General features: G+C 73.0%; 12 protein-coding genes. 4 read left to right on the forward strand and 8 right to left on the reverse strand.

Features of this window, described 5'->3' with window-relative positions; all coding sequences use genetic code 11:
• Nucleotides 1-78 precede the first annotated feature (78 nt).
• Nucleotides 79-996, reverse strand: a complete 918-nt coding sequence (locus ACFY15_RS15110; RefSeq protein ID WP_390686912.1) for an AraC family transcriptional regulator — start codon at nucleotides 994-996, stop codon at nucleotides 79-81.
• Nucleotides 997-1,100: 104 nt separating this feature from the next.
• Here ACFY15_RS15110 and ACFY15_RS15115 point away from each other — a divergent pair, with 104 nt between their 5' ends.
• Nucleotides 1,101-2,009, forward strand: coding sequence for an MBL fold metallo-hydrolase (locus ACFY15_RS15115; RefSeq protein WP_390686913.1), 909 nt, complete (start codon nucleotides 1,101-1,103; stop codon nucleotides 2,007-2,009).
• Nucleotides 2,010-2,076: 67 nt separating this feature from the next.
• Here ACFY15_RS15115 and ACFY15_RS15120 read toward each other — a convergent pair whose 3' ends face one another.
• Genes ACFY15_RS15120 through ACFY15_RS15135 form a run of 4 tightly spaced genes read right to left on the reverse strand, consistent with a single transcriptional unit; the run spans nucleotide 2,077 to nucleotide 5,012 of the window.
• Nucleotides 2,077-2,697, reverse strand: a complete 621-nt coding sequence (locus ACFY15_RS15120; RefSeq protein WP_390686914.1) for an ATP/GTP-binding protein — start codon at nucleotides 2,695-2,697, stop codon at nucleotides 2,077-2,079.
• Nucleotides 2,678-3,040: a DUF742 domain-containing protein gene (locus ACFY15_RS15125; RefSeq protein WP_042814753.1), complete on the reverse strand. Its 363-nt coding sequence runs from the start codon at nucleotides 3,038-3,040 to the stop codon at nucleotides 2,678-2,680. Before ACFY15_RS15125 ends, ACFY15_RS15120 begins: the two co-directional genes overlap by 20 nt.
• Nucleotides 3,037-3,423 carry a roadblock/LC7 domain-containing protein gene (locus tag ACFY15_RS15130; RefSeq protein WP_390687058.1) on the reverse strand — a complete coding sequence of 129 codons (387 nt, stop codon included), beginning with the start codon at nucleotides 3,421-3,423 and terminating at the stop codon, nucleotides 3,037-3,039. Before ACFY15_RS15130 ends, ACFY15_RS15125 begins: the two co-directional genes overlap by 4 nt.
• A 17-nt stretch (nucleotides 3,424-3,440) precedes the next feature.
• Entirely contained in the window at nucleotides 3,441-5,012 is a 1,572-nt protein-coding gene (locus ACFY15_RS15135) for a sensor histidine kinase (RefSeq protein WP_390825579.1), read from the reverse strand.
• A 212-nt stretch (nucleotides 5,013-5,224) separates the two neighbouring features.
• On the opposite strand from ACFY15_RS15135, the gene ACFY15_RS15140 reads away from it, so the two are divergent.
• Both ACFY15_RS15140 and ACFY15_RS15145 read left to right on the forward strand, forming a co-directional pair.
• A complete protein-coding gene (locus ACFY15_RS15140) occupies nucleotides 5,225-5,965 on the forward strand; it encodes a PP2C family protein-serine/threonine phosphatase (RefSeq protein WP_390686916.1) in 741 nt (246 codons plus the stop codon).
• A gap of 18 nt (nucleotides 5,966-5,983) precedes the next feature.
• Nucleotides 5,984-6,742 carry a DUF72 domain-containing protein gene (locus ACFY15_RS15145; protein ID WP_390686917.1) on the forward strand — a complete coding sequence of 253 codons (759 nt, stop codon included), beginning with the start codon at nucleotides 5,984-5,986 and terminating at the stop codon, nucleotides 6,740-6,742.
• A 131-nt stretch (nucleotides 6,743-6,873) separates the two neighbouring features.
• Here the strand turns inward: ACFY15_RS15145 and ACFY15_RS15150 are convergent, their stop codons facing one another.
• The 3 genes from ACFY15_RS15150 to ACFY15_RS15160 all read right to left on the reverse strand — a co-directional run bounded on the left by ACFY15_RS15150 (nucleotide 6,874) and on the right by ACFY15_RS15160 (nucleotide 11,925).
• Nucleotides 6,874-7,812: a D-alanyl-D-alanine carboxypeptidase family protein gene (locus ACFY15_RS15150; protein ID WP_390825580.1), complete on the reverse strand. Its 939-nt coding sequence runs from the start codon at nucleotides 7,810-7,812 to the stop codon at nucleotides 6,874-6,876.
• A 177-nt stretch (nucleotides 7,813-7,989) separates the two neighbouring features.
• Nucleotides 7,990-9,135, reverse strand: coding sequence for an ABC transporter substrate-binding protein (locus ACFY15_RS15155; protein WP_390686919.1), 1,146 nt, complete (start codon nucleotides 9,133-9,135; stop codon nucleotides 7,990-7,992).
• Nucleotides 9,136-9,258: 123 nt separating this feature from the next.
• Nucleotides 9,259-11,925, reverse strand: coding sequence for a SpoIIE family protein phosphatase (locus ACFY15_RS15160; protein ID WP_390825581.1), 2,667 nt, complete (start codon nucleotides 11,923-11,925; stop codon nucleotides 9,259-9,261).
• Between the two features lie 755 nt (nucleotides 11,926-12,680).
• Between ACFY15_RS15160 and ACFY15_RS15165 the strand changes: the two genes are divergently transcribed.
• Nucleotides 12,681-13,775: a hypothetical protein gene (locus ACFY15_RS15165; RefSeq protein WP_390686921.1), complete on the forward strand. Its 1,095-nt coding sequence runs from the start codon at nucleotides 12,681-12,683 to the stop codon at nucleotides 13,773-13,775.
• Nucleotides 13,776-13,785 lie beyond the last annotated feature (10 nt).

Consider the following 13,785-nt stretch of genomic DNA (forward strand, 5'->3'; position numbering starts at 1 on the left):
GGGCAGACGGGTGCCCGGGAGGCCTGCGCGCTCCGGGCACATCCATGGGAGCCACGGTATCCGCTCGTTTGAACAGGTTCAGCCCGGGGTGGTGGAGACCAGGGCGCGGTAGCGGCCCGGAGTGGTGCCGAACTCCCGCACGAACGCGTGGGAGAGGGCGTACGGGCTGCCGTAGCCGACTCGGGCCGCGATGGCGGCCAGGGAGTCCGGCGTGTCGCGCAGCCGGGTGGCGGCCAGGGTCAGGCGCCACCACGTCAGGTACGCCATCGGGGGACGGCCGACCAGCGGGGTGAACCGGCGCGCCAGGGTCGGGCGGGAGACGCCCGCCTCGGCGGCCAGGCGGTCCACGCTCCAGGGGGCCGCGGGGTCCGCGTGGATCGCCTGGAGGGCGGCGGCCGTGACCGGGTCGCCCAGGGCGGCCGACCAGGACCCCGCCGCCGCCCCGGCCACCGAGGCGCGGACCATGTAGACGAGCAGCAGGTCGAGCAGGCTCGGCAGGGCGATGGAGGACCCCGGCCGCCGCGCGTCCAGTTCACCGCTCAACAGCTGTATCGCCGCGTGGAGTTCGCTGTGCGCTCCGCCCGGCAGGCGCACCACGCCGGGCAGTTCGGCCAGCAGCGGGTGCACCCGGCGGCGGTCGAGCCGGTACTTCCCGCACAGCATCTCCACCGCTCCGCGGCCGGGCAGCGGGGCGCGGGGCGCCCGCCCGTCGCGGTACCGCTCCAGCGGAAGGGCCCGCGCCGCGGCAGCCGCGTCGACCGGCGCGTCCGCCAGCACGTGGCCGGCCCCGTGCGGCAGCAGCACCGCGTCGCCGGCGGTGAGGACGACCGGCTCGCCGCCGTCGGCCAGCAGCCAGCAGTCGCCCGCGAGGACGACGTGGAACCCCGCGCCCTCGTACGGGTCCAGCCGGACGCACCAGCTGCCGGCCACCCGCACCCGGTCCGAGGAGGGGCGCCCCAGGCGCACGGCGGAGATCGCGTCGCTCACCACGTCCATGCGCGCAGGGTACCGCCGACACCGAAGGCCGGTGAGCGGGATGCGCATCCCCTTGAGCGGAAGGAGCATTGGGCGGCTCGCCCCGCCTGCCTAGTGTGAGGCACATGACCAACGAGAAAACGCAGAGCATCGTCCTGGGGGACGTCGAGATCACCCGCGTCATCGAGGCGCGGGGCCCCTTCGCGGCCGCACGGGACCTGGTCCCGCAGTCCGGCGCCGAGCTGTGGAAGGAGAACGAGGAGTGGCTGGCGCCGGACCACTGGCAGCCCGACGCCGACCAGGCCGTGCTCGCCCTGCAGACCTGGGTGCTGCGCAGCGGCGGCCGTACCGTCCTCGTGGACACCGGGGTGGGCAACGGGCGCGAGCGGCCCGGCTCGCCGCTGTTCCACCAGCGGCAGGGCGACTTCATGGCGGACCTCGCCGCCGCCGGAGTCCGCCCCGAGGAGGTGGATGTCGTCGTCAACACCCACCTCCACGCCGACCATGTCGGCTGGAACACCGTGGACGCCGACGGCGAGTGGGTCCCGGCCTTCCCCAACGCCCGCTACCTCGTCCCCGCCGCCGACGACGCCCACTTCGGGCCGCGCGGCGGATACGGCGGCGGCGCGCGGGAGATCGACCGGCTCGTCTACGAGGACAGCGTCGCCCCCGCCCACCGGTCCGGGCAGGTGGACCTCTGGGAGGACTCCCACCGCATCGACGACCGGCTCACCCTGGAGGCGGCCCCGGGCCACACCCCCGGCTCCTCGGTGCTGAGGCTGGAGTCCGGGAGCGACCGGGCGGTCTTCGTCGGGGACATGCTGCACAGCCCGGTGCAGGTCCTGCGGCCCTCCTGCAACAGCTGCTTCTGCATGGACGCGGCGCAGGCGGCGGACACCCGCCGCCGCACCCTGGGGCGCGCGGCGGAACGCGGGGAGCTGGTCGTGCCCGCGCACTTCGGCGGAAGCGGGGCCTTCGAAGTCCGCGAGGAGGCCGGCCGGTTCACCATCGGAGCCTGGGCGTCCGGGATCTGACCGCCCCGGCCCCCGGCCCGCTTCCGAACGGGGCGCGGGCCGGTCCCGGGCCGGCCCGGAGGAGGACCTACGAGGCCTCCGGGGTCGCGGCGAGGGAGTGCAGGTAGTGCATCAGCGCCATCAGGACGTCGCGGCTGGAGTCGCGGTGCCTGGCGTCGCACGCGACGAGGGGGACGGACTGCGGAAGGTCGAGGGCGCCGCGCAGCTCGTCGAGGGGGTACACGGGAGCGTCGGGGAAGGTGTTCACGGCGACGACGAACGGAACGCCCCGCTCCTCCAGCCGGCCGATCACGTCGAAGCTGACCTCCAGCCGGCGGGTGTCGACGAGGACCACCGCACCCAGGGCACCCTCGAACAGGCCGTTCCACAGGAACCAGAACCGCTGCTGGCCCGGCGTCCCGAAGAGGTACAGCACCAGCTCCTCGTTGATGCTGATGCGGCCGAAGTCCATGGCCACGGTCGTCGACTTCTTGCGCTCCACGCCCGCCGTGTCGTCGACCCCGATCCCGGCCTGGGTCATGGTTTCCTCGGTGGTCAATGGCCGGATCTCGCTCACCGAGCCGACCAGGGTCGTCTTGCCGACCCCGAACCCGCCCACGATCACCACCTTGACCGCGGCCGTGGCCGTCGCCGGCAGTATGTCCTCGCGCCGCGGCCCCGCGGGATGCTCAGAGCTTTCGAAGTCCATCGATGACTGCCTCAATCAATGCCAGGTCGGGGAGTTGGGCGGGGGCGACGGGTGCGCGCGAGAGCACCCGTTTCGCGGTGAGGAGGTCGTCGAGGAGCACGGTGACCACGCTCACCGGCAGACCCAGGTAGGCCGAGATCTCGGCCACCGACAGCGGCGACTGGCACAACCGCACGATGGCCGAGTGTTCCGGCTGCATGCCGGGCCGGGGCCCCGACGTGGCGACGATCAGCGTCACCAGGTCGAGGCCGGAGGGGCCCAGCGGTTCGCTGCGGCCGCCCGTGATGACATAGAGCCGTTCCGGGCTGCCGTCTTCCCAGCTTGTGTTGCCAGGGTCGCTCACGCGGTCAGCCTGTCGCTGCGCGGCGGGCTGCTGAGGTGCTCTCCGATCCGCGCCACGAGGTCCCGCATGCGCTGGCCCATCAGCCCCGCGTCGACGCCCTCGTCGGCCAGCACCGCGAGGTAGGCCCCGGCGCCGGCCGCCATCAGGTAGAAGAAGCCGCCGTCCATCTCGATCACGACCAGCCTCATCCGCCCGCTGCTGTGGGGGAGTTCGGAGGCGACCGCCCCGGCCAGGCTCTGGAGGCCGGCGCAGGCGGCGGCGAGCCGGTCGGCCGTGTCGGTCTCCGCGCCGTACTGGGCCATCCGCAGGCCGTCGGCGGACAGCACGATGACGTGCCGGGTCTGCGGGACGCTCTCGGCCAGGTCCTTGAGCATCCAGTCCATGTTGCTCTGCTGCTGACTCACGGCTGTTCCCCCTTGGTCGCCGAGGCCGGCGAGCTGTGCGTGTGGTGCTGGTAGTCCGCCGTGTGGTCCTCGGCGGGCCGGGTGTCCCCGGACAGGCCGCTCTGGAAGGCGGCGAGCCACATTCCGGGCTGGGCCTCGGCCTGCTCCGGTGCGGCGGTGGTGCTGGCGGTACTGGTGGTCCTCGCCTGCTCTGCGGCGGCCGGTCCCGCCGACGCGGTGACACGGGTCCTGCGCCGGCGCTGCGGCAGGCCGTTCGGCGTCCGTTCGGTCACGACCGGCCCCTCGTCGTAGTCGTCCGCCGGGAGCACCTGCGGCCCCGTGGCCGGCCGCGGCCGCGGCGATCCGGACGCCCCGTCGGCCCTCGCCGGGAGGGCCGCGGCCCGCGGGCCCGAGGAGGTGCCGATGCCGTGCGCGAGGCCGGTCGCCGCGGAGACGGTGGTGATCAGCCCCTGCGGGACCACGAGGACGGCGCGCACGCCCCCGTACGCCGAGGAGCGCAGCGAGACCTGGAAGCCGTACGCCTGCGCCAGCCGGCCGACCACGGCGAGGCCCAGTCGCGGGGTCTCGCCCAGGTCGGTGAGGTCGATGCCCTCCTGCGCCTGGCGCAGCATCCGCTCGGCCCGGTTGCGGGCCTCCTCGCTCATGCTCAGGCCGCCGTCCTCGATCTCGATGGCGATGCCCGAGTTCACCTCGACCGCGGTCAGGTGCACCCTGGTCTGCGGCGGCGAGTAGCGGGTGGCGTTGTCCAGCAGCTCCGCCAGCGCGTGGATGAGCGGCTCGACGGCGGGGCCGACGACGGCCACCTGGGTCACCGAGTGCAGCTCCACGCGCTGGTAGTCGATGATCCGGGACATGGCGCCGCGCAGCACGCTGTACAGCGGCACCGACTTGCTCCACTGGCGGCCGGGCCGCGCACCGCCGAGCACGGCGATGGAGTCCGCGAGCCGGCCGATGAGCGCGGTGCCGTGGTCGAGCCGCAGCAGGTCGCCGAAGACGGCCGGGTCCTGCCCGTGCCGGTCTTCCATCTCCCGCATCTCCTGGGCCTGTTGGTGCACGATGGCCTGGACGCGGCGGGCGATGTTCACGAAGGCCCGCTGCGCGGAGTCGCGCAGGTCCTCCTCGGCGACCACGGCGTCGAGCACCGACCGCAGCACCGCCTGGTGGGCCGCCCTGAACTCGGGGGTCAGCCCCGGCCGGTGGACGTCGTCGTCCTCGAGGGAGGTGAGGACGTCCTCGGGGAACTCGCCCTTGCGCAGCCGTCCCACGATGTCGGGCAGCAGCACCTCGGCCAGCCACACGGTCTCCGCCTGCTGGACTGCCAGGGCCTCCTCACGGGCCGCCACGGCGGCCCGCATCGCGGCCACAGCACGGCCGCGCCGGGCGGCCTCGGCACAGGACAGCGCGACGGCCACGCAGGCGGCCGCGCCGATCCAGGCGACGGAGGCGCGCGCGGACCCGGGTACCAGTGCGGCGGCCGCCGCGGATATCGCGGCGGTCACCAGGGCGGGCAGCGCCCATGCGACGGGTGAGGCGGGCCCTGGACTGCCGGGCGATCCCTCTCGAACCACAAGAACCCTCAAACGATCGGTTGCGGAAGATCTTGGACAACAGCCCGGGATCCTAGCCGCTCTGTGCACAGGTATTGACAGGAGGTCATGATACGGACCGACCAAGGCAGTTGGCTTGGCCGAAAGTCGATGGATCGCGCCGTTCCGCTCCGGCCGGAGCGGCCCCCCGGCCCGATGGTGCCGCAGACCGCGTGCCGCGCGACAATGGTGGGGTGCCGTACATAGCGGTGACCGCGCTCAGCCATGCCGGCCTGGTCCGCGAGGACAACGAGGACAGCCTCGTCGTCGGACCGTGGACCCTGTGCGCCACCGTGACCGACACCCCCCAGACCTTCGTGTTCCCCCTCGGACGCCCGCTGGTGGTCGCCGTCGCAGACGGACTCGGCGGACAGCCGGCGGGAGAGGTCGCCAGCGCCCTCGTCGCCCGCCGCCTCTCCACCCTCGGCCCCACCCTGAAGGGCCCGGACACGCTCCGTGACGCCCTGGACGTGTGCGACTACGAGGTGAACGCGGCCGCCGAGGGCCGCCCGGAGCTGTTCACCATGGCCACCACCGTCGCCGGCGTCCTCGTCCTCGGGGAGTCACTGCTCGTGTTCAACGTGGGCGACAGCCGGGTCTACGCCGCCGGCCCCGACGGCCTGCGCCGGGTCAGCGTGGACGACAGCCCGCCCCCGGAGCCCGGGCGGCGCACGACCTCCGCCGTCACCCAGACCCTCGGCGGCAGCCGCGCCTCCGGGACCCCCGTAGCCCACGTGTCCTCCTTCGGGCTCTCCGGAGGCGACCGCTACCTGGTGTGCAGCGACGGACTCAGCGACCCGCTGCCCGACGAGGAGATCGACGCCGTGCTCAGGGTCCACGACGACGGCCGTGCCGCCTTCGAACTCTGGAAGGCCGCCATCGAGGCCGGCGGGCCCGACAACATCACCCTGGCCCTCGTACGGGTCGGGGGCTAGGACACCGGGGAGCCGGGCATGCCCCTGCACGTCGGAACCTCGGGATGGCAGTACCGGGACTGGCGCGGCCCCCTCTACCCGGACGGCCTGCCGCAGCGGCTCTGGCTGGAAGAGTACGCCCGCCGCTTCGCCACCGTCGAGAACAACAACACCTTCTACCGGCTCCCCGAGGCCTCGGTCTTCGCCTCCTGGCGCGAGCGCACCCCCGAGGACTTCGTGATGGCGGTCAAGGCCAGCCGCTACCTGACCCACGTCAAGCGCCTGCACGACCCCGAGGAGCCGGTCCGCCGGCTCCTGGAGCACGCCGAGGGCCTCGGCCCCCGCCTGGGCCCCGTACTGCTCCAGCTGCCGCCGAACCTCCGGGCGGACCCCGCCTCGCTCGACGCCTGCCTGGACTGCTTCCCCCGCGGCGTCCGGGTGGCCGTCGAACCGCGCCACCCCTCGTGGTGGGAGGAGGAACCGGCACTGCGGTCCGTCCTGGAACGCCACGGCAGCGCCCTGTGCTGGGCCGACCGGTGGTCACGGCCGGTGGGCCCGCTGTGGCGGACCGCGTCCTGGGGATACGTACGCCTCCACGCCGGCGCCGCGAGCCCGCCGCCCCGCTACGGCCGGCAGGCCCTGGACTCCTGGGCCCGGCGCATCGCCGACGGCTGGCCGGACCGGGCCGACGTCTACGTCTACTTCAACAACGACACGGGCGGCGCGGCCGTCGTCGACGCCGCCCGTTTCGCCCGGGCCGCCGCCGCCCACGGCCGCACGGCGACCCGTACGCCGTAGACCGACCGCCGGGCGCCGGGGTGGGGCCGACGCGGCCCGGGAGGTGCGGCCGCCGGGCCGGGGCGGGGGCTCCGCCCGGGACCTCGGCCGGCGGCGGACTCGGGCCGGCCCCGGCCGGGCCCACGGAGCGGTCAGTCGAGGACGTCGGGGACCGGTTCGGCGCTGCTGCGCCGGAGCGCGGTCCTGGAGCCGGCGGCAGGGCCGAGGGCCCAGTCCGAGAGGGCCATCGAGTCCCTGTACCGCTCCTCGTCCTTCAGCAGCACGCCGATGACGGACTTTCCGTTCCGGGTCACGGAGAAGACGAGGCACCTGCCTGCGGCCGTGGCGGTGCCGGTCTTGATGCCGACGGCGCCGGGATGGCCGTAGCCGGCGGGCCGGGGCCGGACCAGCAGGTTGCTGTTCGACCAGGTGGCGAGGGCGGAGGTGCCGCCGGTGGCGTAGGCGGCGCTCTTCACGACGGTCCGGAACAGCGGGACGGACATGGCGTGCCGGGTGAGCCGGGCCAGGTCGCGCGGGGTGGTGAGGTTCCTGCCGGTCGGCGAGATGCCGTCGAAGCTGTCGTAGACGGTGTTGGTCATGCCCAGGGCCTTCGCCCTGGCGTTCATCCTCGCGATGAAGTCCGCCGTCCGCCCGGCGGTGGTCGCGCCCGCGCCGAAGGCGTCCGCGAGCGCGTACGCGGCGTCGCAGCCCGACGGCAGCATCATCGCGTACAGCAGCTGACGCACCGTCGGGGTGGCCCCTGCCCTGAGCTGCGCGGAGCTCGCCCCCTGCCGGTGGACGTAGTCGAGGTACGCCTGCTTGACGGTGACCTTACGGTCCAGGTTCAGACCGGGCTGCGACGCGACCACGACCGCCGTCATGATCTTGGTCGTACTGGCCATCTGCCGTGGGGTGTCAGGGGCCTTGGAGGTGAGCGTGGCGCCCGTGGCGGCGTCGACGAGGATCGCGCCGGCGGCGGTGAGGGCGGGCGCGGCGGCGGCCTGGGCGGGTACCGCTGTCGTGAGCAGGGCGCCGGTGGTGACGGCGACCGCGAGCGCGCCCCGGGCGCGCCGCATCAGGTTGGCGATCATTCGGCCTCGCATGGGGGAGAGGAGGAACCCGGTGGGGGACACGACCTGGGCCGGAGCCGCGCCGGTCGCGTAGGGTCGTCACCGGCAGCCGGTCGCGGCGCCGGCCGGTGAGGGACGCACGGGGCTGATCCGTGCGGAACGTGTCGGGCCGGGAGGTCCGGCGGATCGCCCCCGTTCTCAGCGCGAGACGGCCTTGGCCCAGTTGCGGTTGACGGTCTCTCTCGCCTTCTCCGTCTGCGCCTCCGTCGGAAACGTCGGGGTGCCCTCGACCGTCGGCAGTTTCTCCGCTGCGGCCTTGTCGAGCGTGCCGTCCTTCTTCATCGCCTCCATGAGGACGGGGCGCGCGTAGGCGCCGAGCCGGAGGTTCTGGCCCTCCGGGCTGAAGACGTACTCCTGCCACAGACGTGCCGCCGCCGGGTGCGGGGCGTCCTTGTTCACCGCGTTCGCGTAGTACTCGGCGAAGCTGCCGTCGAAGGGGATGGCGGTCCGCCAGTCGACGTCCGCGCCCTTCTCGCGGAACTCGTCGGCGTATCCGAGGTTGAGGAAGTCCCAGTCGATGCTGATCGGGGTCCGGCCCTTCGCGATCGTGTCCGGGGTGGACTGGAGCGGGATGAAGTTCCCGCTCTTGCTGAGCTCGGCGAAGAAGTCGATACCGGGCTGGATGTCGTCGAAGGAGCCCCCGTTCGCCAGGGCCGCCGCATACACTCCGGCGAACGCGGAGCCGGACCTGGTGGGGTCGCCGTCGAGCGCGACCTGGCCCTTGTACTCGGGTTTGCGCAGGTCGGCGAAAGTCGCGGGGCAGGTCTTGACGCGCTTGGCGTCACAGCCGATCGAGACGTAGCCCCCGTAGTTGTTGTACCAGCGGGCCTGCGGGTCCTTCTGCTCGTCGGGGATCTGGTCGTACGCGGCGACCTTGTAGGGCGCGAACAGGCCCTGTCGGGCCGCGGACTGGGCGAACGGGCCCCCCACGTCGACCACGTCGGGGGCGCGGCCTCCACCCCTGTGCTCTTTCAAGGCGGTGATCTCGTCCTGGCTGGAACCCTCCGGGTTCTCCACCCTGACCTTGATCCCGTACTTCCTCTCGAAGCCGTCGATCAGCGCGCCGTAGTTGGCCCAGTCCCTCGGGAGCGCGATCGCGTTGAGCGCGCCCTCCTTCTTCGCCGCCGCGGTCAGTGCCGCCATGCCGCCGGCGTCCGCCGCGGAGGTGGCCGCCGCGGGTGCTCTGGGAGCGGCGGTGGGCCTGTCTCCGCAGGCACCGAGGGGCACCACCGCGAGGGCCAGGCAGACGGCGACGGAGGCTGTCCGGAGACGGGGTGTGGGCACAAAGGCTCCATAACGGGCGGTCGTGTACAGATCGAGGCCCAGAGTACGTTCGACGGCCTCGGCGGAGTGGTCCCAGACGGTGGTGTCCGTCGTCTTCCCTGCGGCTGCCGTACCGGCGCGTTCTCAGAACTCCTCGTCGCCCCACTCGGCCAAGAGCGCCTCCCCGAGATCCGTCGGGGGTGGTGAGGCCCCGTCGTGGAGGGCCTGTTCACTCCAGATGATCTTGCCGCGGGCGGTGTAGCGGGTGCCCCAGCGCTCGGCGAACTGCGCGACGAGGAACAGGCCGCGGCCGCCCTCGTCGGTGGCCTCGGCCCGGCGCAGGTGCGGGGACGTGCTGGACCCGTCGGAGACCTCGCAGACCAGGCTGCGGTCGTACAGCAGCCTCACCCGGATGGGCTCGGTGCCGTAGCGGATGGCGTTGGTGATGAGCTCACTGAGGATGAGTTCCGTGGTGAAGGAGAGGTCCTCCAGGCCCCAGTCCGCCAGCCGGCGGGCGCAGGCGTTGCGTACCCGGGACACCGCCGCCGGCTCGGGGGGCACGTCCCACTCGGCGATCCGCCCGGGATCCAGCCGGCGGGTGCGGGCCACCAGCAGCGCGACGTCGTCGCTGGGCCTGGCGGGCAGCATCGCGTCGATCACAGCGGTGCAGGTTTCCTCGGGGGTGCGGGCGGGCCCTGCCAGGGCGGCGCGCAGCGCTGCGAGGCCCGCGTCCGGATCACGGTCGCGGCTCTCGATCAGCCCGTCGGTGAAGAGTGCCAGCAGTGAGCCTTCGGGCAGCGTGACCGTGAAGGTCTCGATGGGCAGGCCCGCGCCCAGGCCCAGCGGCGGGGAGGCCGGCACCTCGGGGAAGGACACGGTCCCGTCGGGGCCGACCAGAGCGGGGCCCGGATGCCCTGCGGTGGCGGCGGTCACCCGCCCCGACACGGGATCGTAGATGGCGCACAGACAGGTGGCTCCGGTGATCCCCTGCCACTCCTGCTCGTCGGTGTCGATGTGGGCGACCAGCTCGTCCAGGTGGCTCAGAAGTTCGTCCGGGGGCAGGTCGAGCGTGGAGAAGTTGTACACGGCCGTGCGCAGACGGCCCATGGTGGCGGCGGCGTGCAGGCCGTGGCCGACGACGTCGCCGACGACCAGGGCCACCCGGGTGCCGGGCAGCGGGATGACGTCGAACCAGTCGCCGCCCACCCCGGCCTGGGCAGCCAGATAGCGGTGCGCGACCTCGACGGCCGACTGCTCCGGTACACCCCGCGGCAGCAGGCTGCGCTGCAGGGTGACGGCCATGGAGTGCTCGCGGGTGTACCGGCGCGCGTTGTCGACGGACAGGGCCGCCCGGGCGGTCAGCTCCTCGGCGAAGGACACGTCCTCCTCGTCGAACGACGGGGAGTCCTGCCCCCGCCAGTAGCCGGCCATGCCCAGCACCACGCCCCGGGCCCGCAGGGGCACGACGATCAGGGAGTGGATGCCGCGGTCCAGGATCTGCAGGGCGTTGGCCTGGTCCTGTGACCGCCAGCGGTGGCTGGCCCGCAGGTCCGCCTCCAGGACCGCATGGGCGCCGGCCAGCCCGGCGGCCATGGGGCCGGTGGGGGAGAACCGGATCAGTTCGCCGACGGGGGAGAGCGGGTGGTCGCCCTGGAGGCCGACGACGGCGGTGCGGCGCATCTCGGTGTTCGCTTCGGGCGGCTCCTCGCCGCACAGCACCGGCTCCAGCAGGTCGACCGTGACCACGTCGGCGAACCGCGGGACCGCCACCTTCGCCAGTTCCTCCGCGGTGCGCTCCACCTTCAGCGTCGTTCCGACCCGCACCCCCGCGTCGTAGAGCAGCTTCAGCCGCTCGCGGGCCACCTCGGCCCTGCCGGTGAGCGCCCGCAGCTCGGTGGTGTCCCGCAGCGTGACGACGGTGCCCGCCTGCCCGTACGGGGCGGTGGGCCGGATGTTCACCGCCAGCAGCCGGTCGGCCGCCATGTGCACCTCGTCGGTCGCGGAACGGCCCGATGCGATCGGCTCGGCGATCGCCTCCTCCAGACCCAGGCTCGTGACGGGACGTCCCTCCGCGTCCGCGGGCAGGTCCAGCAGCCGCCGCGCCTCGTCATTGGCGAGCAGCAGCCGTCCGCCGCCGCCGACGATCAGGACGCCCTCCCGCACCGCGTGCAGCACCGCGTCGTGGTGCTCGTACATCCTCGTCATCTCGGCCGGTCCCAGGCCATGTGTCCGGCGCAGCAGCCGGCGGCTCACCAGCGCCGTCCCGCCCGCGGACAGGGCGAGTACCGCGGCCGCGGTCCCGAGGACGACCGGCAGCTGCCGGTTCACCATGCCCTGGACGTTCTGGACCGTGACCGGGGAGGAGACCACGGCGACGACGTGGCCGGCGGGGTCCTTGACCGGGACCACCGAAACCACCGACTGCCCCAGGGACCCTTCGAACGTCTCGGTGAAGGACGTGCCGGCCGCCGCCTTGGCGAAGGGGCCGACGACCCGCTTCCCGATCTGTTCGGGGTTGCTGTGCGCGACGGTGACCCCGTCGAGCGTGTACACGTTGATGCCGTCGACCCCTGCGATCTTCCGGGCCGCCTCGGCGCTCGGCTGCAGCACCGCGCTCGGGTGGGCGCTGCGCAGGGCCGCGACGATCCCCGGAGATTCCGCGAAGGTTCCGGCGGCGGCGAGCGTACGGTGCCGGGCGTCGAGCATGGCGCTGCTGCGGGCCTGCACCACGAGGGCCGCCACCGCGCCGGCGACGAGAAGCACCACGACGGTCAGCTGGAGGAGGAACACCTCCCCTGCCACGCTGCGCACGCTCAGCAAGGAGGACAAACGCTGGGGCCGCGCCGTCGCCGTCGGGGGCTGCACGTCCGCCTGATGCTCCTGACGGCGTCCTGAGCGGGGACTCCGAGGGGGACGGGAAGAGCCCGCGGTGGAGCGGAGCAGCCAACGCCGGAAGGGTCCCAGGAGGTTGCTCATAGTCCATTCTCTTACCTACGCGGGCCGTCGGCAGCGGGGGCGCCGATCGCCGGGCGGGAGCGGTCCGGAGGCCGCTCCGCATCCGCTCCCGCCGGTGGGCGCCGCCGTGCGCCGGCGTCCGATGGCAGGAAGCACCGCCGGGCACGCCGAGAGCACGCACCCGACGCCTCGTGCCGTGATCGCCGGCCCTCCCCGTGGGCGCCGCACACGTACGGCTCCAGGCTGCTCACAGCGAGTGGCGGCCGGCCACGCCGCCTCGAGGTCGGCGTCTCCATTGGGTTGATCATGGCTGGATTTGGGATCGAATGTGAGCCAACTTGACCCAGAAGGATCGTCTCATTCCTCGTAAACCGGCCTCAACCGCAGAGCCGGGGTGGGTACGAGGGGTTGCGGATCGGCTGGGGCGGGCGCACGTTTTGGAGCACCAAAGGGTGGGAAGGGTTCGGCGTCCGACCCCGTGGCAGCGGGACGCGCCGGCGGCCCGCCACGGGACGATCGTGACCTCGTGACGGAGCGGCACCAGTTGCCCTCGCTGTCGTGCCGGGGCGACAGGGGACACCGAAGCGCGCCGAAAGGGAAGCAGGGATCTCATGACAGTGCAGGCCGTCAAGCCGCCGATACCGCGGATGCCGTACCCGGTGCGGGTGAATCCGTACCTCGCGGCCCTGCGCGAGGAGACCGAGACGTGGGCGCGGGAGATGGGCATGCTGGACGGTGACGAAGCACCGTCGGCTCACGGGGCGATATGGACCTCGTCCCAGTTCCACGCCATGGCCGTCGACCAGCTGACCGCCTGGGCTCTTCCCGACGCCTCACTCGCCGACCTGCGGCTCAACCACCGTTTCAACCTCTGGGCCCTGGCCTGGGACGACCACTTCGCCTCCGCCTTCAAGCGGACGGGCGACCTCACCGGTGCGAAAGCCTTCACGGCCCGCCTCCACGCCTTCCTGCCGCCGGCGCCCGGCCCCCGGTTGCCGGAGCCGGCCAATGCCGTCGAAAGGGGCCTGGCCGACCTCCAGCAAAGGCTGTTCACCCAGAGGAGAGCGCACTGGCAGCAGGGGTTCAACCGTGCCCTGGCGCGGTACATCGACGCGGGAGTTCAGGAACTGGCCAACAGCCGCGCCGGCCGTGTCCCGGACCTCATCGAGTACGCCCAGTTCCGCCGTGAAAGCTTCGCCGCCTACACCGCCCCGTACTCCGTCGAACTCTCCACCGGCGCACGGGTCCCTGAGCGGATCCGGCACGATCGCGCCTTCCGCGCCGTGCTCGACGCCTTCATGGACTACATGGGAATGGCGAACGACATTGCCTCCTATCAGCGGGAAGTCCATGACGAACACGACGTCAACAACCTCGTCACGGTCCTCCAGGCATCCCTGCGCATCACCGTCCAGGAGGCGATGCACGCGGCCGCCGATCTGGTGACCGCCCGACTGCGCCACTTCGAGCACCTCACACGCAGCGAACTGCCCCCGGTCGTGGAGCGGGCCGGGTTGAGCCAGGATGAGCAGATCGAGCTGGAGGCGTGGCTCCAGGGAGCACGCAGTTTCCTGTCGGGCCTCCATGCGTGGTACACCAGGGCTCCCCGCTACGCTCCCGCAGACGGTCCGTTCCAGGAGCAGCGGGGACTGCCGGCCCGTGCCGCTCGGCAGCCCCCTCGGCTGTGGCGCTCGGCTCTGAAGTGAGCCGCGAGGC

Source organism: Streptomyces sp. NPDC001373 (assembly GCF_042895815.1).
Taxonomy (GTDB): Bacteria; Actinomycetota; Actinomycetes; order Streptomycetales; family Streptomycetaceae; genus Streptomyces.